This is a genomic window from Pseudomonas sp. XP1 (genome assembly GCF_053557675.1).
Window position 1 is genome coordinate 66,098 of record NZ_JBNRIJ010000008.1, and the last position, 20,664, is coordinate 86,761.

Annotated in this window: 15 protein-coding genes; 9 read left to right on the forward strand and 6 right to left on the reverse strand. The window is 61.1% G+C overall.

What is annotated here, in order from left to right:
• Positions 1-204: 204 nt before the first annotated feature.
• From glnA to ntrC, 4 genes are all read left to right on the forward strand, one after another.
• Complete coding sequence (glnA, locus tag ACK1U9_RS09845; protein WP_015272115.1) at positions 205-1,611, forward strand: type I glutamate--ammonia ligase; 1,407 nt, start codon at positions 205-207, stop codon at positions 1,609-1,611.
• Between the two features lie 173 nt (positions 1,612-1,784).
• Positions 1,785-2,705: a gamma subclass chorismate mutase AroQ gene (aroQ, locus tag ACK1U9_RS09850; RefSeq protein ID WP_108480222.1), complete on the forward strand. Its 921-nt coding sequence runs from the start codon at positions 1,785-1,787 to the stop codon at positions 2,703-2,705.
• A gap of 265 nt (positions 2,706-2,970) precedes the next feature.
• Positions 2,971-4,056 (forward strand): nitrogen regulation protein NR(II), encoded by a 1,086-nt coding sequence (gene glnL / locus ACK1U9_RS09855; RefSeq protein ID WP_013974577.1) that lies wholly within the window; start codon positions 2,971-2,973, stop codon positions 4,054-4,056.
• Entirely contained in the window at positions 4,053-5,489 is a 1,437-nt protein-coding gene (ntrC, locus tag ACK1U9_RS09860; RefSeq protein ID WP_046613491.1) for a nitrogen regulation protein NR(I), read from the forward strand. The genes glnL and ntrC overlap by 4 nt, the downstream gene beginning before the upstream one ends.
• Positions 5,490-5,845: 356 nt before the next feature.
• On the opposite strand, the gene ACK1U9_RS09865 is transcribed toward ntrC, so the two are convergent.
• Positions 5,846-6,283, reverse strand: a complete 438-nt coding sequence (locus ACK1U9_RS09865) for a hypothetical protein (RefSeq protein ID WP_046613493.1) — start codon at positions 6,281-6,283, stop codon at positions 5,846-5,848.
• Here ACK1U9_RS09865 and trmL point away from each other — a divergent pair.
• The gene (gene trmL, locus ACK1U9_RS09870) at positions 6,282-6,743 is read left to right on the forward strand and encodes a tRNA (uridine(34)/cytosine(34)/5-carboxymethylaminomethyluridine(34)-2'-O)-methyltransferase TrmL (RefSeq protein WP_046613495.1); all 462 of its coding nucleotides are present in this window, start codon (positions 6,282-6,284) and stop codon (positions 6,741-6,743) included. The genes ACK1U9_RS09865 and trmL overlap by 2 nt on opposite strands.
• A gap of 162 nt (positions 6,744-6,905) precedes the next feature.
• Here the strand turns inward: trmL and secB are convergent, their stop codons facing one another.
• The 3 genes from secB to ACK1U9_RS09885 are packed head-to-tail and all read right to left on the reverse strand — an operon-like array spanning position 6,906 to position 8,101.
• Positions 6,906-7,391 carry a protein-export chaperone SecB gene (gene secB, locus ACK1U9_RS09875; protein ID WP_013974581.1) on the reverse strand — a complete coding sequence of 162 codons (486 nt, stop codon included), beginning with the start codon at positions 7,389-7,391 and terminating at the stop codon, positions 6,906-6,908.
• Positions 7,392-7,431: 40 nt separating this feature from the next.
• Positions 7,432-7,686, reverse strand: coding sequence for a glutaredoxin 3 (grxC, locus tag ACK1U9_RS09880; protein ID WP_003249204.1), 255 nt, complete (start codon positions 7,684-7,686; stop codon positions 7,432-7,434).
• 1 nt (position 7,687) lies between these two features.
• Complete coding sequence (locus ACK1U9_RS09885; RefSeq protein ID WP_003259887.1) at positions 7,688-8,101, reverse strand: rhodanese-like domain-containing protein; 414 nt, start codon at positions 8,099-8,101, stop codon at positions 7,688-7,690.
• A 206-nt stretch (positions 8,102-8,307) separates the two neighbouring features.
• Between ACK1U9_RS09885 and gpmI the strand changes: the two genes are divergently transcribed.
• The 4 genes from gpmI to ACK1U9_RS09905 all read left to right on the forward strand — a co-directional run bounded on the left by gpmI (position 8,308) and on the right by ACK1U9_RS09905 (position 13,553).
• Entirely contained in the window at positions 8,308-9,843 is a 1,536-nt protein-coding gene (gene gpmI / locus ACK1U9_RS09890) for a 2,3-bisphosphoglycerate-independent phosphoglycerate mutase (protein WP_085602045.1), read from the forward strand.
• 229 nt (positions 9,844-10,072) lie between these two features.
• Positions 10,073-11,365, forward strand: a complete 1,293-nt coding sequence (locus ACK1U9_RS09895; RefSeq protein WP_046613498.1) for a murein hydrolase activator EnvC family protein — start codon at positions 10,073-10,075, stop codon at positions 11,363-11,365.
• Between the two features lie 77 nt (positions 11,366-11,442).
• Positions 11,443-12,759, forward strand: a complete 1,317-nt coding sequence (locus ACK1U9_RS09900; RefSeq protein WP_046613499.1) for a S41 family peptidase — start codon at positions 11,443-11,445, stop codon at positions 12,757-12,759.
• Between the two features lie 5 nt (positions 12,760-12,764).
• Entirely contained in the window at positions 12,765-13,553 is a 789-nt protein-coding gene (locus tag ACK1U9_RS09905; RefSeq protein ID WP_449109857.1) for a divergent polysaccharide deacetylase family protein, read from the forward strand.
• On the opposite strand, the gene ACK1U9_RS09910 is transcribed toward ACK1U9_RS09905, so the two are convergent.
• On the reverse strand, positions 13,537-18,174 hold the full coding sequence (locus ACK1U9_RS09910; RefSeq protein ID WP_108480380.1) for a dermonecrotic toxin domain-containing protein: 4,638 nt from the start codon (positions 18,172-18,174) through the stop codon (positions 13,537-13,539). The genes ACK1U9_RS09905 and ACK1U9_RS09910 overlap by 17 nt on opposite strands.
• A gap of 120 nt (positions 18,175-18,294) precedes the next feature.
• Complete coding sequence (locus ACK1U9_RS09915) at positions 18,295-20,241, reverse strand: BCCT family transporter (RefSeq protein WP_223998156.1); 1,947 nt, start codon at positions 20,239-20,241, stop codon at positions 18,295-18,297.
• Positions 20,242-20,664 lie beyond the last annotated feature (423 nt).

Genomic DNA, 20,664 nt, shown 5'->3' on the forward strand with positions numbered 1-20,664 from the left:
GCATCTTAAGAGTGCATTTTTAACCGCCAACCCTACGCCAAATGCCCGCAAACGCCCCCTTTTATCCCGCCCTCGCCATTTTCGGGCACTGGCATGCAATTTGCTCCCTTGTGAGGCAGGTAAGCTTGGCCGACTATCCGCGCCCGGCAACACCCTTTTTCCAGGGCAGCGGCCCACCGCGCTCTAGACCATCCGGAGGACAACATGTCGAAGTCGGTTCAACTCATCAAAGATCATGACGTCAAGTGGATTGATCTGCGTTTCACGGACACCAAAGGCACTCAGCACCACGTGACCATGCCGGCGCGTGATGCACTGGAAGACGACTTCTTCGAAGTCGGCAAGATGTTCGACGGTTCCTCCATCGCTGGCTGGAAAGGCATCGAAGCTTCCGACATGATCCTGATGCCGGTCGACGAAACTGCCGTACTGGACCCGTTCACCGAAGAGCCGACCCTGATCATCACCTGCGACATCGTCGACCCTTCGAGCATGCAGGGCTACGATCGCGACCCTCGCGCCATCGCCAAGCGCGCCGAAGAGTACCTGAAGAGCACCGGCATCGGTGACACCGTATTCGCAGGCCCGGAGCCAGAGTTCTTCATCTTCGACGAAGTGAAGTTCCAGTCGGATATTTCCGGTTCGATGTTCAAGATCTTCTCCGAGCAAGGCTCGTGGATGACCGGCGCTGACGTGGAAGGCGGCAACAAAGGCCACCGTCCAGGCGTGAAAGGCGGCTACTTCCCGGTTCCGCCGTTCGACCACGACCACGAAATCCGTACCGCCATGTGCAACGCCCTGGAAGAAATGGGCCAGACCGTCGAAGTTCACCACCACGAAGTGGCGACTGCCGGCCAGAACGAAATCGGCGTCAAGTTCAACACGCTGGTGAAGAAGGCTGACGAAGTACAGGCGCTGAAGTACGTCGTGCACAACGTTGCCGACGCCTACGGCCGCACCGCCACCTTCATGCCTAAGCCACTGTACGGCGACAACGGCTCGGGCATGCACGTGCACATGTCGATCTGGAAAGACGGCAAGAACACCTTCTCGGGTGAAGGCTATGCCGGCCTGTCCGACACCGCCCTGTACTTCATCGGCGGTATCATCAAGCACGGTAAGGCCCTGAACGGCTTCACCAACCCATCGACCAACTCCTACAAGCGTCTGGTTCCAGGCTTCGAAGCCCCGGTAATGCTGGCCTACTCGGCTCGCAACCGTTCTGCCTCGATCCGTATTCCTTACGTCGGCAGCCCGAAAGCCCGCCGTATCGAAGCTCGCTTCCCGGACCCATCGGCCAACCCGTACCTGGCCTTCGCCGCCCTGCTGATGGCTGGCCTGGACGGTATCCAGAACAAGATCCACCCAGGCGATGCTGCCGACAAGAACCTGTACGACCTGCCGCCTGAAGAGGCCAAGGACATCCCGCAGGTTTGCGGCAGCCTGAAAGAAGCTCTGGAAGAGCTGGACAAGGGCCGTGCGTTCCTGACCAAGGGCGGCGTGTTCTCCGACGACTTCATCGATGCCTTCATCGAGCTGAAGAGCGAAGAAGAAATCAAGGTCCGCACCTTCGTTCACCCGCTGGAATACGAGCTGTACTACAGCTGCTGATCTGATCGGCGCCTCGCGCCGATGACATGATCACGAACGGCCTCCTTCGGGAGGCCGTTTTCGTTTCCGTGGCTGCGTCCTCGATTTCATACAGAACCGGCAGATGCCGCTGACATTTCGCCGCCCCCTCAGCACGCACGGTAGGCGTCCCTTCAGTCAACGGACATCACGCCATGCGCAAACTTCTACCCATGATGATTACCGTATCCGTCCTCCTCATCGGCTGTGGTAGCAATGCCACCGCGCCAGGCCAGGCAACGTCGCAGGTGCTTCACCGCGCCACCGGCAGTTGGGACGGTACCGCCTATGGCAATTACCCCGAAGGGCGACCAGTGCTGTCGCTGGTGAAAGTCAGCATTCCCGCCCACACCACACTTGGCTGGCACTGTCACCAGGCGCTTAATCTAGGTTATCTGACCGAGGGCAGACTTGAGGTGGAAACCCGCGACGGCAAGCGCACAAGCCTGGTTGCAGGCCAGACGCTGGCCGAACTTCAAGGGGAAGTGCACCGCGGGCACACCACTGGGCAGCCCGCCACTGTCATGGTGTTCCACGCTAGCAATGAAGACCTGCCGTTTTCAACGCCAGAAGCCGAATGCCTACCGCTTGACGCGACAAGCGAAAACGCCTTTGACACCCTGATCGATGCTATCGAGAAGCGCCTGGCCACTGCCGAGTCTATTGCCTTGTACAAGTGGGACAATGGCAAGGCTGTGCAGGACACCGAGAGGGAGCAGCAAGTCCAGGCCAGGGTTCGCAACAGCGCATGGCGCCATCAGCTACCAGCCGAGCGAGCTACGCGCTTTTTTGCAGACCAGATCGAAGCACACAAAATGATGCAATACGCCCTGCTTGAGCGCTGGCAGCGTCGAGGCGCCGCACCGGATGCACATCGTCGCGATCTGACAAGCGAGCTACGACCCGAACTGGACAGATTGCAAGCCGAACTGCTGCACTCCCTCGCTGCCTTCGACAAAGAACGAAGGGCGGACTGTGCTCGGCAGCTGGCAACCAAGCTCCGCAAACGGCCTCAACCCATTGCCCTCAAGCAGGCGATGATTCGTGCCTCGAGCAAACTGTGCGATAAAACCTGAAACCACCTATGCTCCATATTGGTGCATTCCAGGAGCTGACGCCCCCGAATGCACCCCAAAAGCGATCACGTGAACCGTTTAATCAGTTCATTCTGGTGCGGTTTTTCCCGTTTCCAGGGCTTTATCGGCAAATTCCGCTTCTTTTCGGAGCCTTGGTTTGTTTTTTGCATTTTTTGCCAAAAGACTGGAATCAGCGGATCCACCGCGCGCCCGACCATGGCCGCGCCCATGCCCGACACGCGCCAAAAGAGGTCGACGACGCCCTATGACCATCAGCGATGCCCAGCACCGTCTGCTTCTGGACAACCTGACCACCGCCACGCTGCTGCTCAACGCCGAGCTGCGCCTGGAGTACATGAACCCGGCCGCGGAAATGCTTCTGGCAGTGAGTGGCCAGCGCAGCCATGGGCAGTTCATCAGCGAACTGTTCACCGAGTCGACCGAGGCGCTCAGCTCGCTGCGCCAGGCGGTCGAACAGGCGCACCCGTTCACCAAGCGCGAAGCGCAACTCACCTCGCTGACAGGGCAGACCATCACCGTAGACTACGCGGTAACGCCGATTCTGCACCAGGGCCAGACCCTGCTGCTGCTCGAGGTGCACCCGCGTGACCGGCTGCTGCGCATCACCAAGGAAGAGGCCCAGCTGAGCAAGCAGGAAACAACAAAGATGCTGGTGCGCGGCCTGGCCCACGAAATCAAGAACCCCCTCGGCGGCATCCGCGGCGCAGCCCAGCTGCTGGCCCGCGAGCTGCCTGAAGAAGGCCTGCGCGATTACACCAACGTGATCATCGAGGAAGCCGACCGCCTGCGTAACCTGGTCGACCGCATGCTCGGCTCGAACAAGTTGCCGTCGCTGGCCATGACCAACATCCACGAAGTGCTTGAGCGGGTCTGCAGCCTGGTAGAGGCCGAAAGCCAGGGTTGCATCACTTTGGTGCGCGATTATGACCCCAGCCTGCCTGATGTACTGGTCGACCGCGAGCAGATGATCCAGGCCGTACTCAACATCGTGCGCAATGCCATGCAGGCGATCAGCTCGCAGAACGAACTGCGCCTGGGCCGCATCACCCTGCGCAGCCGTGCCCTGCGCCAGTTCACCATCGGCCATGTGCGCCATCGCCTGGTGGCGCGGGTGGAGATCATCGACAACGGCCCGGGCATCCCGCCGGAACTGCAGGACACCCTCTTCTATCCCATGGTCAGCGGTCGCCCGGACGGTACCGGGCTGGGCCTGGCCATTACCCAGAACATCATCAGCCAGCACCAGGGCCTGATCGAGTGTGAAAGCCATGCAGGCCACACCGCATTCTCGATCTACCTGCCCCTGGAACAAGGAGCCACCGCCTCATGAGCCGAAGTGAAACCGTATGGATCGTCGACGATGATCGCTCCATCCGCTGGGTCCTGGAAAAAGCCCTGCAACAGGAAGGCATGACCACCCAGAGCTTCGATAGCGCCGATGGCGTGATGGGCCGCCTGGCACGTCAGCAACCGGACGTGATCATTTCCGACATCCGCATGCCGGGCACCAGCGGCCTCGACCTGCTGGCACAGATCCGTGAGCAGCACCCACGCCTGCCGGTCATCATCATGACCGCCCACTCCGACCTGGACAGCGCCGTTGCGTCGTACCAGGGCGGTGCCTTCGAGTACCTGCCCAAACCATTCGATGTGGACGAGGCGGTCTCGCTGGTCAAGCGCGCCAACCAACACGCCCAGGAGCAACAAGGGCTGGATGTGCCGCAGAGCCTGGCGCGCACGCCGGAAATCATCGGTGAAGCACCGGCAATGCAGGAGGTGTTCCGCGCCATCGGCCGCCTCAGCCACTCCAACATCACCGTGCTGATCAACGGTGAGTCCGGTACCGGCAAGGAGCTGGTGGCCCACGCCCTGCACCGCCACAGCCCGCGCGCGGCCTCACCATTCATTGCCCTGAACATGGCAGCCATCCCCAAGGACCTGATGGAGTCCGAGCTGTTCGGTCATGAAAAGGGCGCTTTCACCGGCGCCGCCAACCTGCGCCGGGGCCGCTTCGAGCAGGCCGACGGCGGCACCCTGTTCCTCGACGAAATCGGCGACATGCCTGCCGACACCCAGACCCGCCTGCTGCGGGTATTGGCCGATGGCGAGTTCTATCGCGTGGGCGGCCACGTACCGGTCAAGGTCGACGTGCGCATCATCGCCGCCACCCACCAGAACTTGGAGTCGCTGGTACAGGCCGGCAAGTTCCGCGAGGACCTGTTCCACCGCCTGAACGTGATTCGCATCCACATTCCACGGCTGGCCGACCGCCGCGAGGATATCCCCGCCCTCGCCCGCCACTTCCTCGCCCGCGCCGCCCAGGAACTGGCGGTCGAACCGAAGATCCTCAAGCCGGAAACCGAGGAGTTCATCCGCAACCTGCCATGGCCCGGCAACGTGCGACAGATGGAGAACACTTGCCGCTGGATAACCGTGATGGCTTCCAGCCGCGAAGTGCTGATCGGCGACCTGCCGCCAGAGCTGCTGAACCTGCCACAGGACGCCGCCCCGGTAACCAACTGGGAGCAGGCCCTGCGCCAGTGGGCCGACCAGGCGCTGGCACGTGGGCAAACCAGCCTGCTGGACAGCGCAGTGCCGAGCTTCGAGCGGATCATGATCGAGACGGCGCTCAAGCACACCGCTGGCCGTCGGCGCGATGCGGCACTGTTGCTGGGTTGGGGGCGCAATACCCTGACCCGCAAGATCAAGGAGCTGGGGATGAATGTGGCGGGTGGCGATGATGAGGAAGGTGATGACCACTGAGTTCCGGTAAACCCATTGATCCTCGGGGCCGCTTTGCGGCCCCGAACATTTCAGCCCTTCGATGCACCGATCCTGTGCCCGATGCACCTCACTAAGGCACAAACCCCCTCAAAAAACGGCCAATTCACCCTGAAACCCAATATTCATGGGCGTTTAAAAATTGGCACGCCACCTGCAATGGACAGTACATACCCAGTTTCGGGGGCCCTGGTACAGGCAGGCCGGGTGAACCCCTCTTTTATTCGCAACATCGCCAGTTTTGGGGACCTCGGTACAGGCAGGCCGGGCCATCCCCCCTTTATACGCAGTACCCCTTTCGGGGACCCTGGTACAGGCAGGCCGGGATATCCCCTCTTTTATTCGTGCAGTTTCACCTGCAAACGCCAGCGCCCAGCGTCCTCTGCACCGGCCCACTCGCCGTGCAGAGGGCGCGCGGCCACCACCGTCAACAACAGACCTTCCTTGCTATTCTGCACCCGCCAGCTCACAGGCTTGCCCTGCAGGCTCAGTTGCCCTTGCCGGGCCGTGCCCTGGGCCTGGAACAACAGTGCTACCGTACCGTCCACATTCTCACCATGCAGCTGGGGTTCTTCGTTGAACCACAGCTCCAGGCCATCCTGCACTACCTCCACCTGCTGCAGCTCGCGCTCTTCGGGCGTGGTCAGGCGGCCGATCATCAGCCCCACCATCAAGCCGACGATCGCCAGCGACAGCATCACCCGCGGGAACGCCTTCGAACGCACGTCCGGTTCAGGGGTAGAATGCTCGTCATCTTCACGCTTGGAGCCGTGCATGTTTCACGTCATCCTTTTTCAACCAGAAATTCCGCCGAATACCGGCAATATCATTCGCCTGTGCGCCAACAGTGGCTGCGACCTGCACCTGATCGAGCCCATCAGCTTCGAACTGGATGACAAGCGCCTGCGGCGCGCGGGGTTGGACTACCACGAGTATGCCACGCTCAAGCGCCACGAGAGCCTGGCCGGATGCCTGGAAAGCCTGGGCAATCCACGGCTGTTTGCCTTCACCACCAAGGGCTCGCATCCCTTCCACGAAGTGGCCTACCAGCCGGGTGATGCCTTCCTGTTCGGGCCAGAAAGCCGTGGTTTGCCGACCGAAGTACTGGACAGCCTGCCGGCCGAACAACGTCTGCGCCTGCCAATGCGGCCGGGGTGCCGTAGCCTGAACCTGTCCAATACCGTGGCTGTAACGGTGTATGAGGCGTGGCGGCAGAATGGGTTTTCCGGCAGTTGATACACTGCCTGCACTGGCCTTATCGCCGGCAAGCCAGCTCCCACAGGGACCGCACCGGCCTTGAAACCTGTCAGTAACTGTGGGAGCCGGCTTGCCGGCGATAGGGCGGGAACAGGCCAACAAAAAAAGGCGACCGAAGTCGCCCTTTTTCAAACGCAGCTATTACTGCACAGTCGGCGCTTCGCCAGCTTCCTGCATGCGCTGCATTTCCTGCGCGTACAGGGCGTCGAAGTTGACCGGCGACAGCATCAGGGCCGGGAACGAACCGCGGGTCACCAGGCTGTCCAGGGTCTCGCGGGCGTACGGGAACAGAATATTCGGGCAGAACGCACCCAGGGTGTGGCTCATCGAAGCCGCATCCAGGTTCTTGATCAGGAAGATACCGGCCTGCTGCACTTCAGCGATAAAGGCCACTTCGTCACCGTTCTTGACGGTAACCGACAGGGTCAGCACCACCTCGTGGAAGTCGCCTTCCAGGGCTTTCTGCTTGGTGTTCAGATCCAGGGCAACGCTCGGTTCCCAGGTCTGACGGAAGATCTGCGGGCTTTTCGGGGCCTCGAACGACAGATCGCGCACATAGATGCGCTGCATGGAGAACTGAGGGCTGTTGTCTTCTGCAGCAGCGCCGTTGGTCTGTTGGTCAGTCATGGCAGATCCTTATCCTAATGTTTTTGAATGCAGTGCAAATTCAGGCCGCCAGCAGCGCGTCGAGCTTGCCGGCGCGCTCCAGGGCATAAAGGTCATCGCATCCACCGACGTGAGTGCTGCCGATCCAGATCTGCGGCACCGATGTACGACCGGCCTTCTGGCTCATTTCGGCACGAACCTGTGGCTTGCCGTCGACCTTGATTTCCTCGAAGGCCACGCCCTTGCTCTCGAGCAGGTACTTGGCGCGCATGCAGTAGGGGCAGTAGTCGCTGGAATAGACGATGACGGGCTTCATATCACTTCACCAGGGGGAGGTTATCGGCTTTCCAGCTGGAAACGCCACCGCTCAGCTTGGCGGCGTTGTAACCAGCCTTGAGCAATTCGCGGCAGATGGTGCCGGACTGCTGGCCCATCGAGTCGACGACGATCAGGGTCTTCTCTTTGTGCTTGTCCAGCTCGCTCATGCGGTTGACCAGCTTGTCCTGCGGGATGTTCACCGCACCGACGATGTGACCGGCGGAGTATTCCTTGGTCGGGCGGATATCGATGACCAGGGCTTTCTCGGCGTTGACCAGAGCAGTCAGCTGGCCGTTGCTCAGGCTCTGGCCACCACGACGGATTTCGTTGACCAGCAATGCGACCAGCAAAACAACGAAGATCGCCACCAGGATGTAGTGGTTTGTCGCAAATTGAATCAGGTTAGCAACCATCTGGGGTGTTCCACGCGATTGAAAATGCCGGCCAGTATACACAGCCCCTTATTGCCACCAAAGCCCGACGGGCCGGCCGGAAAGGTACCTTCATGTTGCCACATTGGCCACGCTGGTCAGGGAACAGGACGAATATTCGCCGCCAGTGGCGCATTTGCCCTAAAATGCGTGTCTTTATCATCTTTGAACAACCGTGAGTTTGATTGATGACGAGTACGCCCAAACCCCTGGTCCTGATCATCCTGGATGGCTTCGGCCACAGCGAAAGCCCCGAATACAACGCCATCTATGCCGCCAACACACCGGTCTATGACCGCCTGCGCGCCAGCCAGCCGCATGGCCTCATTTCCGGCTCGGGCATGGATGTCGGCCTGCCGGACGGGCAGATGGGCAACTCCGAAGTCGGTCACATGAACCTCGGCGCCGGCCGCGTGGTGTACCAGGATTTCACCCGGGTGACCAAGGCCATCCGCGACGGCGAGTTCTTCGAAAACCCGGTACTGACCGGCGCCGTGGACAAGGCAGCCAGTGCTGGCAAGGCCGTGCATATCCTCGGTCTGCTGTCCGATGGCGGCGTACACAGCCACCAGGACCACCTGGTGGCCATGGCCGAACTGGCCGCGCAGCGCGGTGCGCAGAAAATCTACCTGCACGCCTTCCTCGACGGCCGCGACACTCCGCCACGCAGCGCGCAGTCGTCCATCGAACTGCTCGACACCACCTTCGCCAAACTGGGCAAGGGCCGCATCGCCAGCCTGATCGGCCGCTACTACGCCATGGACCGAGACAACCGCTGGGACCGCGTCAGCGCCGCCTACAACCTGATCGTCGACAGTGCTGCCGAATACACTGCCGACACCGCACTGGCCGGCCTGGAAGCAGCCTACGCCCGCGACGAGAGCGACGAGTTCGTCAAGGCCACGCGCATCGGTGAAGCAGTCAGGGTCGAAGATGGCGACGCGGTAATCTTCATGAACTTCCGCGCCGACCGCGCCCGCGAACTGTCGCGCGTGTTCGTCGAAGCCGACTTCAACGAATTCCCGCGTGCCCGCCTGCCAAAACTGGCCGCCTACATCGGCCTGACCCAGTACTCGGCGAAAATCCCGGCACCTGCCGCCTTCGCCCCGGCCAGCCTGAACAACGTGCTGGGCGAGTACCTGGCGAAAAACGGCAAGACCCAGCTGCGCATCGCCGAGACCGAGAAGTACGCCCACGTCACCTTCTTCTTCTCTGGTGGCCGCGAAGAGCCGTTCGAAGGCGAAGAGCGCATCCTGATCCCGTCGCCGAAGGTCGCCACGTACGACCTGCAGCCGGAAATGAGCGCACCGGAAGTTACCGACCGCATCGTCGAGGCCATCGAGCAGCAGCGTTATGACGTGATCGTGGTCAACTACGCCAACGGCGACATGGTCGGCCATACCGGCGTGTTCGAAGCTGCGGTGAAGGCCGTCGAGGCCCTGGATGGCTGCGTCGGGCGCATTGTCGAGGCGCTGGACAAGGTCGGTGGCGAAGCGCTGATCACCGCCGACCACGGCAATGTCGAGCAGATGGAAGACGAGTGCACCGGCCAGGCGCACACTGCGCACACTACCGAGCCGGTGCCGTTCATCTATGTCGGCAAACGCAACGTCAAAGTGCGTGACGGCGGCGTGCTGGCCGATGTGGCGCCGACAATGCTGAAGCTGCTGGGGCTGGAAAAGCCGGTGGAAATGACCGGCACCTCCATCCTGGTCGACGCCTGATTCTGTGTATCGGGGCCGCTCTACGGCCCATTCGCAGCACAAGGCTGCTCCTACAAAGGGCTCGCGCAATGCCTGCAGGTGCAGCCTTGTGCTGCGAATTGACTACACGGCAGCCCCGATAACACATGAATTCCAGACAAACGCCCCTCTGCACCCGCAGCGAGGCGTTTTTTTTGCCCGCCCGCGCGGGCATACTAGGCCAGTCTCCATCCTTGGTACGCCAAACCCCATGCTTCGCGCCCTGATCCTCCTAGCCCTGTCTTGCCTGCTCAGCCCGGCCTTTGCCGATGAGCGTGCGCAGACCCAGCAGCAACTGGACGCCACCCGCCAGGACATTGCCGAGCTCAAGAAGACGCTGAGCAAGCTCCAGGAAGAAAAGGCCGGCGTGCAAAAGGACCTCAAAGCCACCGAGACCGATATCGGCAACCTCGAAAAGCAGGTGGAGGCCCTGCAGCAAGAACTAAAAAAGACCGAGGGCGAGCTGGAGCGCCTTGATACCGAGAAAAAAAAACTCCAGAGCGCCCGCGTTGAACAACAGCGACTGATCGCCATCCAGGCCCGTTCGGCCTACCAGAATGGCCGCGAGGAATACCTCAAGCTTCTGCTCAACCAGCAGAACCCCGAGAAGTTCGCCCGCACCCTGACCTACTACGACTACCTGAGCAAGGCGCGCCTGGAGCAACTGCGCACCTTCAACGAGACCCTGCGCCAACTGGCCAACGTCGAACAGGAAATCGCTACCCAGCAGCAACAGCTGCTGGCCCAGCGCGCCGACCTCGACAGCCGCCGCCAGGCCCTGGAAACCGAGCGCGGCAAGCGCCAGCAGGTACTGGCCAAGCTCAACAGCGACATGAAGGACCGCGACCAGAAGCTGCAATCGCGTGAACAGGATCAGGCCGACCTGTCCAAAGTTCTCAAGACCATCGAAGAAACCCTCGCCCGCCAGGCCCGCGAGGCCGAAGAAGCGCGCAGGAAGGCCTTGCTGGCCCAGCAGGAAGCGGAAAAACGCCGCCAGCAGGAAGCCCTGGCCGCCGCTGCCGCCCGGGAACCGGTGGAGCCACCGAAAAAGGCCCGTACAACCCTGGGTCCGATGGTTTCCAGCGACGGGGCGAGCTACGGCGGCGCATTTTCTGCCGCACGGGGAAAACTTCCATGGCCAGTCAATGGTCGATTGCTGGCACGTTTCGGTGATGCCCGCGGCAGCGATGCCCGTGCCAAGTGGGATGGGGTGATGATCAGCGCAAACCCGGGCACCCAGGTACGCGCCGTGCACGGCGGGCGTGTGGTGTTCGCCGACTGGTTGCGCGGTGCCGGGCTTCTGGTCATTCTCGACCATGGCAACGGATACCTTAGCCTGTACGGCCATAACCAGAGCCTGCTCAAGAGTGCCGGTGATATCGTCAAGGCCGGCGAGGCCATTTCCACCGTCGGCGACAGCGGTGGCCAGGACGCTGCCGGCTTGTACTTCGCCATCCGCCAGCAGGGCCGGCCTACCGACCCTTCGCAGTGGTGCCGGGGCTAGTCAAATTTCCACGGGGTAGCCACAGGCTGCACCGATGCTCCCAAGGGAGCGCTTACAGGATCAGGAGTTCGTTCGACATGCTGCACTCGCCTCGTCTCACCCAGCTGGCCCTGTCCATCGCCCTGGCGGTCGGCGCGCCCCTGGCCACTGCCGCGGAGCCGGCCAAGCCGGCCGCAGTACCGGCCACCGAGGTGACCGCCAAGGCGCCACTGCCGCTTGAAGAGCTGCGCACCTTCGCCGAGGTCATGGACCGCATCAAGGCGGCCTATGTGGAGCCGGTGGATGACAAGACCCTGCTGGAAAATGCCATCAAGGGCATGCTCAGCAACCTTGACCCGCACTCGGCCTACCTCGGCCCCGAGGACTTCCAGGAACTGCAGGAAAGCACCAGCGGCGAGTTCGGCGGGCTGGGCATCGAAGTAGGCCAGGAAGACGGCTTCATCAAGGTTGTCTCGCCGATCGATGACACCCCGGCCTCGCGTGCCGGCGTGCAGGCCGGCGACCTGATCGTCAAGATCAACGGCGCCCCGACTCGTGGCCAGACCATGACCGAGGCGGTGGACAAGATGCGCGGCAAGGTCGGCGAGAAAATCACCCTGACCTTGGTGCGCGACGGCGGCACCCCCTTCGACGTGACCCTGGCCCGCGCGGTCATCCAGGTCAAGAGCGTGAAGAGCCAGCTGCTGGAGAACGACTACGGCTACATCCGAATCACCCAGTTCCAGGTCAAGACCGGCGACGAAGTAGGCAAGGCCCTGGCCAAGCTGCGCAAGGATAACGGCAAGAAGCTGCGCGGCGTGGTGCTGGACTTGCGCAACAACCCGGGCGGCGTGCTGCAGTCGGCGGTGGAAGTGGCCGACCACTTCCTGACCAAGGGCCTGATCGTCTACACCAAGGGCCGCATTGCCAATTCCGAACTGCGCTTCTCGGCCGACCCGGCCGATGCAAGCGACGGCGTGCCACTGGTGGTGCTGATCAACGGCGGCAGTGCCTCGGCCTCGGAAATTGTCGCCGGCGCCCTGCAAGACCAGAAGCGCGCCGTGCTGATGGGCACCGACAGCTTCGGCAAGGGCTCGGTGCAGACCGTGCTGCCATTGGCCAACGACCGTGCGCTGAAGCTCACCACCGCGCTGTACTTCACCCCCAACGGCCGCTCGATCCAGGCCCAGGGCATCGTACCCGACATCGAAGTGCGCCCGGCCAAGCTCACCGCCGAAGCCGACACCGACAACTTCAAGGAAGCCGACCTGCAGGGCCACCTGGGCAACGGCAACGGCGGTGCCGATCGCCCGACCGGCAGCGGCAAGCGCAAGGAGCGCCCGCAGGATGACGACTTCCAGTTGAGCCAGGCACTGAGCCTGCTCAAAGGGTTGAACATCACCTCCGGCAAGTGATCCCCATGCGGTATCTGCTTTGTCTGCTGTTCTGCCTTATGGCCGGGGTCGCGCAAGCGGCGCCGGCCGGCAAGGCCTACATGAGCATCATCATCGACGACCTGGGCCAGAGCAGCGAGCGCGACAGCCGTACCTTGGCCCTGCCCGGCCCAGTGACCATGGCGATCATGCCCGACACCCCGCATGCCACCACGTTCGCCCGTCAGGCACACAAGGCCGGCAAGACGGTGATCCTGCACATGCCCATGGACCCGGCTACCGGCCCTTACGCCTGGCACCCCGGCACACCTCTGCCGGAGCTGGCCCGGCGCCTGGACGCCGCCCTGGCGCAGGTGCCGTGCGTGGTCGGCATCAACAACCACATGGGCAGCCGCATGACCGCCGAACCCGAAGCAATGGCGATGCTGATGGCCGACCTGCAACGCAGGCACCTGTTCTTTGTCGACAGCCGCACCAGCGCCGCCACGGTGGCCGCATTCCAGGCTCAGGCCCAGGGCGTGGCACAAGTATCCCGTGATGTCTTTCTGGATAACATTCGCACGACCGAGGCCATTGGCAACGAATTGCAGCTCGGGGTCGAACTTGCTCGGAAACAAGGCTCAGCCGTACTGATCGGCCACCCTTATCCGCAAACCCTCGAGGTACTCGAACGCGAGCTGCCCCGGCTGAAGCGCCAGGGCATAGAGCTGATCGGCCTGGAACAGATGATTGCCGAGCGGGGCAATCAGACGATGCCTGCACATGCCAGGCACCACCCCAAAGCTCCCGTTGATCGGCTCACTGGAAAGGAATGATTCCCCGCGCCTGGTCCAGCGTGAGTTTTCCCCTGTGCACCCGCTGGCCCGAGACTGCAGCGACCTGGCTACTCAAACGACGCTGGCTCCAGGTCTTGAGGTGACCCACCGTGAAATCCTCTGCAAAAGCGTCTGGCGAGCGGAAATGGAAGTGCGCAGCCCAGAGGTTTCGCTTGCTCGGTAGACGCAGGATCCGGTATTCGTCAAAAGCACTGCCATCCTGCATAGTGCGCCGCTCCAGGTATTCGACCTGTATCAGGCCCTCCTCATGGAGATACTGCAAACCTTCGGCCGACGGATATTTTGTGTCGGTATAGAGCGTGGTCATTTGCAGTTTCTTCTCCGCTCCCAACTTGTCCAGTTCCAGTTCCAGCGTCCTGACCAGCTTGTCGTTTCCGCCAGCATCACGCACCACACTGAGAGCCTGATTCAGCTTTTCCAGATGCTGGTCGAACAACTGCTTGAGCAACGTCCCTTTGATGTCGTGTTCGAGATAGTCCTTGGCCTGTTCCCTCACGGAATCGCTCTTGTCCAGAAGCGCCTGTACCCACATGGACAGATCTGTTGGAGTAGCTTCGTCAGCCAATGAAGGGCGCTTGCTTTCACGCTGTCGCCATTCCCCATCCACCAGGTCGAAAATGGCCAGTACTTCTTCACTGAAGGTTTCGCGCACTTCCACGATCTGGTTTTCGCCTATCGTCCTTTCTACCCCGATCATCAACTGCCCAGCAAGATTGCGCACCACTCGCTGCTCTTCGGTAGACACCTTGTAGGGCGTGCGCTTTTGCGCAACCTTTCCACCCTCCTGCTCCGAGATCGCGGCAACCAGCCGCTGCCCCGCATCTTCCTTCAGTTGCTCTACATGGTTGCGATACCGCTCGAGCATTGCGGGCTCGATCAGGTCGCCACCTTCGCGGAGAATGCGGGCACTATTGAGCAGTGCGGCAGAGTACTCATCCCATGCCTCTTGCAGGATCACGATGCGGTCATCTGCCGACAGATTGGCGAAATCCAGCTCCCCATGAGCCTCTGCAGCATTGCGCAACGCCATGCTGACCAGTTCGTCCCGGTAGCGGGCGACTGTCTGAAGGTCGCCGGGAGCATCGAAATGCACGGACAGCTCAGCCAGGTTCTGAGCCTGATGGAAGCGCATCTGCACAGTCGAGAAGGGCCTTTCGTCGATCAACTGCCCCACTGTGCGATCCTTGCCAGGGCGGCTGGAAGGTATAACGAGCCCAACCGGCGTCTCGGCGAGCAAATTGTCCAGATGCACTTGCATGGCGAGCATGCGGTCCTGGTACTCCACCACAAGCTCCAGCTTGATACGATACGCAGCATATTGTTCACCAGCTTCAGCAAATTGCTTCGCATCCATAGCCCGCTGCAGAGCGGTAAGTTGCGGATAGTCCGTCAGATCACTCAGCTCCTTGTAAACGAACTCGCAATCGCGAATCAGCTCTATGCGAGCACTCTCTTCAAGCATGACGACAGGCTCATCCAACCCATCCTTTCGGCGTTGCGTGGCATATTTGGGCTCTGCCATCGTGATCAACAGCTTTAGCTGTTCGTCTTCGTTGCCAATGGCTTCTTCAATCAGCAAAGCGATTTGCTCTCGGTGCTGGGCGATGTTTTCCCGCACTTCCATCGCTCGTTGCTCATACCGCGCGGTCAGTGACCGGAGTGCTTTCGTATCGGTACCTGCCGGAGCCGAATTCACATCCTCCTGCGTCTTTACCTTCAACGCGTCTATTTTGGTAAGGCTCTGGTACAAAACCTTTATCTGCTCGGTGGTTGTCCGAACTGTCGATTTCAATTTTAAGATTTCCACATCCAGCTGGCCGACGCGGTCGTACAGTTTCTTGAATCGGCCCGATACCGATGTCCTGGGGCTGGGAGCGCCTCCCGCAAGGCGCAGTTTCGTATCCACCTGCCAAGCCCCATCGACAAATGCCAGCCAAGGCCCGTAACCGCCAGTCGCATCGACCACCCGAACTCCATCAGCCAGCAACTCCACGCCATAGAGGTCACCAGCCATAGCCGCGTAGTAGTTTCCATCGATCTGGTACAGACCTTCACCATCACCCACTGACAAGGGGTTCAACCCATTGACCGAGACGCTTGAGCGCATGGCTTGCAACCTCTGCCGCTGTTGCGCGGGCAGCCAGTTGAACCCTTGCTGGCCGCGCCAGGAAAAATCCAGCACCTGGCTGCCTGGCTCGCCCAGTTTGCCTTCCGGCTCTTCGCGCACCTCGATAGCAAGCTCGGTGAACGCGCCGCTTTGCCGGTCAGGCCCTTCGAACAGTGAAACCTCTGGCAACAGCCTTGCGGGGGCAGTCTCCAGCTTCGGCTGATGGGCATGCAGCAGCGCCATTCCAAGGTTGAGCAACATGTCGGCCACTGCGGCGGATCGATCGAACTCACCACCCTGCTCCAATGCGGCCAGATCGTGTTGCAGCGAAGCCAGAAACTGTACTAACCAGGCCACTGAAGCGACCGGGCCGCGTATCGCCTGGGTTACCACATCGAACAACAGCCAAGCGCCTTCGCACAAAAGCTGCCAGCGGCTCTCGGCGTCAGATACCGATTCCAGGCCGGCCAGCTCGACCAGCAGGTCTCGATTGGCCTGGTAGATTTTTTCATCAACGTCGTTGCGCCACAGTTCCAGGTCGAGCATCGCCGGCTCCGGCTGGGCCGGCAGCGCATAAGGGTCGATACCAATGCTCACAATGTGTGGCTCACTGAACCCGCCCTCTGCATATACGTCGCGCGCGGCCGGATCGATCCAGTCAAGAATGCTTTCCTGAAACAGAGCCGACTCACGGATATGTGCAAGCAAGGCCTCAAGGCTTGCGTAGTCGCGAACCGTGTCCTGTCGATATAGCGGGCGGTACAACAGAACCTTTGCCGGCTCGGCGCAGAACAGCAAGTACATGCCGCGCACAGCGTCTTTCTTACGCGAATGACGACTGCGCCTGAAAGCCAGGGGGATCAATGACATGCGCGGAACCAAAGGGTCCTGATGACCTGCGCAAAAATCAACCACGCACTGTAGACCTACCTCGGAGACTTTCGCGTCTAGCCTGGCCGCAAGGGCACTGGAAAGAAACGCGCTTCGCCACTCCCTGGCAAAACGCACAACGCGCTCGGCACGCATGGTCTTGTCATCGAACTGTTCGGCAACATAGGCCGGGTAACGGCCACCAATGTCGACCTGGGTGACCAGTCGCTTCGCTGCATCGGCATCCAGCCACTTCGGTGGAGTGATGCCTTTCTTATGGCGGACCTGTTTGATGTACGCGCCCTTGAGCGAAGCAAGGTTGCCGATAGCGAATTCGGTAAGCGACTTCGTACCCACGAACGCCAGCGACTCGCCACCGCCAGCACCTGTCGCAGCACCGCCAGGCACACCCCGGGCGATGTACAGGTCGAGGAGCAAGTGATCTGGAGAGGTTTCGTCCCCATACTCCTTTTTCATCTGCTCGCCCAATTGCTGTGCGGTAAATGCCGTCAACGACTGGATGCCGTCCAGCACCGAAACACCCCCGGCATCCAGCTGGTCAAGGGCGAGCTGCAACAACGCGGCGCGACAGGCAAAGCTGTCCTGCGGGGCACTGGCTCTGAGCCCTGGCGGGGCCATGGCGGGTGGCGTGTCGTCCTCGTAGCGTACGAACCAGGCTGCCGGGTCGCTCAGGTCGGCGAAACGCCTCTCCATTGCCGCCACATCGGACAAGCCACTGAAGCGCAACAGTTCGAAAGACTGGAACATGGACTCAAGCAGCAGCGAAACCTGCTGGGCAAAGACGTTGCCCTCGACCGGCTGACGCGTCCACGACAGGCTTTGAAAACTGTAGTGCCGCGCCAGTTCGCCCCTCAACGCGTCACCGAAATCAGCCAAGGAAGCGAAGCTGCGCGTGATACCGGACGGTGCGCACCACAGCACCACCTGCCGCTCATCGTAGTCGCCAGTGACCAACAGGTGACTGAGCACCTGGTCGTATTGCATCGACCCACAGGTCAGGCTGGCTTTCACGAAGTAAACCGAAGGCTGGGCAGCTCCTCCGCGGATCAAGCCGCGAATGCACGCCTGCTCCTGAGCATCCAATCCTTGCAGAGGCAGGCCACGCAACAGTGCAGTCCTCAGCAGTAGTTGCAGCCACTGATCACGGCTGACTCCTGCGCTGCCCTTGGCATTCCAGTATTTGAGCTGCGCCTCGCAGAAAAGCCTTGGCAGTTGTTGTACCAGCTCTTCGAGTGCATCAGAAATGCCGCTCAGTTGACGGGTATCGAACGCGCTGTCCGAGCCTGGGAAACGGTATGAGGAAGTCAGTGCAAGATTGTGATGTCGCTCACCGACAGGCTCGATGTCCAGCGACTTTGCTTCGAGCAGTGCCTGGAGCACACGATCAACCAGCGGTTGGGTAGTCCAATAAGGCGTGCTGGGATCGGGACTATCCAGCATGAGAGGGTCGGCGTTGGACAGCGCCGGCTTCACATACTCAAGCCAGGGCAGCTTCCCCAGCAGCACGGTCCACAGCTTCTCGCTGGTCACCTGCCGCAATGTCGGCCGATCACTGAACTGACTGGCTGCGGCGTACTGAAAATCGAATGTGGAACGTTTCATGAAGCATGCCTCCGGAAGAAAACCGGCAGGCTGCAGCAAACTTGTCCGACACCCGGGCTAATTATTGCTTGCCAATGAAAAAGGCCCTGCGTCTTGCAGGGCCTCCTCATCGCTCAAGAATCAGCTGTACACACGCCCCAGCAACTGGCGGTGGCTTTCGAACTGGTCCAGTACATCACGCACGATCTGCTCTGGCGCAAAGCCCATCAGGTCGTACTCCTGGCTGCCATCGTGCAGGTACACCTCGGCACGATAGAAGCGCTGGCGCACTTCCGGCTCGCCTTCCACCGGTGCTTCGCTCGGCGCGGCCAGGTAGCCGTCCAGGCTCACTTCATAGACGAACGGGTTGCCCTCTTCCATCATCACCCGCAGGCCCATCATGTTGCGCGACTGGCCAACCCGGGTTTCCACCTCGAAGCCCAGGGTCTGCAACTGCGCGGCGGCTTCTTTCAGCGCCGGGCTGACCTGCTTGTCCATGAAACGCTGCACCACGGCCTGGGTCGGCTGCAGTTCCAGCTGGGTCAGGCGCTCGCTGAAGCCACGACGGCCGCGGGCGGCCAACTCGGCACGCTCCTGCTCCACCGCCACGTCCTGTTTCATGGCCTTGTACAGGCCGAACATGAACAGCACCAGCACCACCGAGAACGGCAGGCCCGCGAGCACAACCATGGTCTGCATGGCTTCGAAGTTACCGGCGAACAGCAGGCCGATGGTGACCAGGGTGATGACCACCGACCAGAACACCACCATCCAGTGCGGGGCGTCTTCGTCGACCTTGCCGCCTTTGCACGACAGGTTGGCCATCATCACCGCACCGGAGTCGGCCGGTGTGAGGAACAGCACGAAGCCGACGAACACCGCTACACCGATCACGATCTTGGCCGCCGGGAAGTATTCCAGCAGCTGGTAGATCGACATCGACGGCTGTTCCAGGGCGGTCTTGCCCAGCTCCACGGCGCCCTGGTTGATCACCAGGTCCAGCGCGGTGTTGCCGAAGATCGACAGCCAGGCCAGGGTGAAGCCCAGCGGGATCAGCAACACGCCGCTGACCAGTTGACGCACGGTGCGGCCCTTGGAGATACGGGCAATGAACATGCCGACGAACGGGCCCCAGGAGATCCACCAGGCCCAGTAGAACACGGTCCACAGGCCCAGCCAGCGCTCGGACTTGCCGGCTTCGCCTTCATACACATAAAGGTCGAAGGTTTTCAGCACGATACCGTTGAGGTAGTCACCGATGTTCTGCACGAAGCCGTTGAGCAGGTGCAGGGTTTCGCCGCCCAGCAGGACGAAGATCAACAGGCCGCTGAACAGTACGATGTTCAGGTTGGACAGGCGGCGAATGCCGTTTTCCACACCCGAGACCGCCGCCACGGTAGCAACACCGGCCATGACCAGGATCACCACCAGCAGGTTGGTCTTGCTGTGGTCCATGCCGAAAAGGTATTCCAGGCCAGAGGCTACCTGCATCGAGCCGATGCCCAGGTTGGTCACCAGGCCCAGCAGGGTGACGAACATGCCGAAGATGTCCACGGCATTGCCGGCAGCGCCCTTGACCCAACGCTCACCCACCAGCGGGTACAGTGCCGAACGCAGGGCCAGCGGCTGGTTGTGGCGGTAGGCGAAGTAACCCACGGCCAGGCCGACCAGGGCGTAGATCGCCCAGCCATGCAGGCCCCAGTGCAGGAAGGTCAGCTGCAGGCCCTGGCGCGCTGCGTCGAGGCTGGCAGAAGTACCTTCCGGTGGATTGAAGTAGTGGTCCAGTGGCTCGGAGGCGCCGAAGTACAGCAGCGAAATGCCGATACCGGAGGAGAACAGCATGCCGGCCCAAGCGCCATAGCTGAAGTCGGGCTGGTCATCCTTGCCACCAAGCTTGAGCTTGCCGTAGTCGGAAAAGGCCAGGTAGATGACGAACAGCAGGTAACCGCCGATTACCAGCATGTAGTACCAGCCGAAGGTGCGCGTCAGCCATTTCTGGGCCACGCCCAGCACTTGGCCGGCGGTTTCGGGTACAGCGATAAGCAAGGCAGTCAGAACGAGGATCATCAGCGCGGAGGTGAAGAACACCACGCGGTTGACCCGTACCCTCTCGGCCGGAGGGTTGGTAAGTGAGGCAGAACTCATTGCACGAATGCTCCGGGCAGTGCGGCTGTGGAGGCTAATCAGTCTTTCCCGAGCAATTGGTGGAATATCCCCACTGCATCAGGTGTTATAAAAGCACCCTGGAAACCGTGATCCCGAATCGATACGTTGCAAAAAAACAGACAGGTGGCCTGCTGCAAATGCCACACCTTCGCTGAGGTGCGCGCATTCGTCACAGATCACCCCGCCCGCTCCAAGGGCCCGCCGCAGGGTCCATGACCGCACGGCAGAATCTGCATTTCGCATCGCTCATGCCCGTCAACGCCTTGTATTCCGGGGGTTACGCGATTTCCTGGGGTGTCAATCCGTGCCTTCTCGACCGCCTGAAAAACTGTCAATGGCACAAAT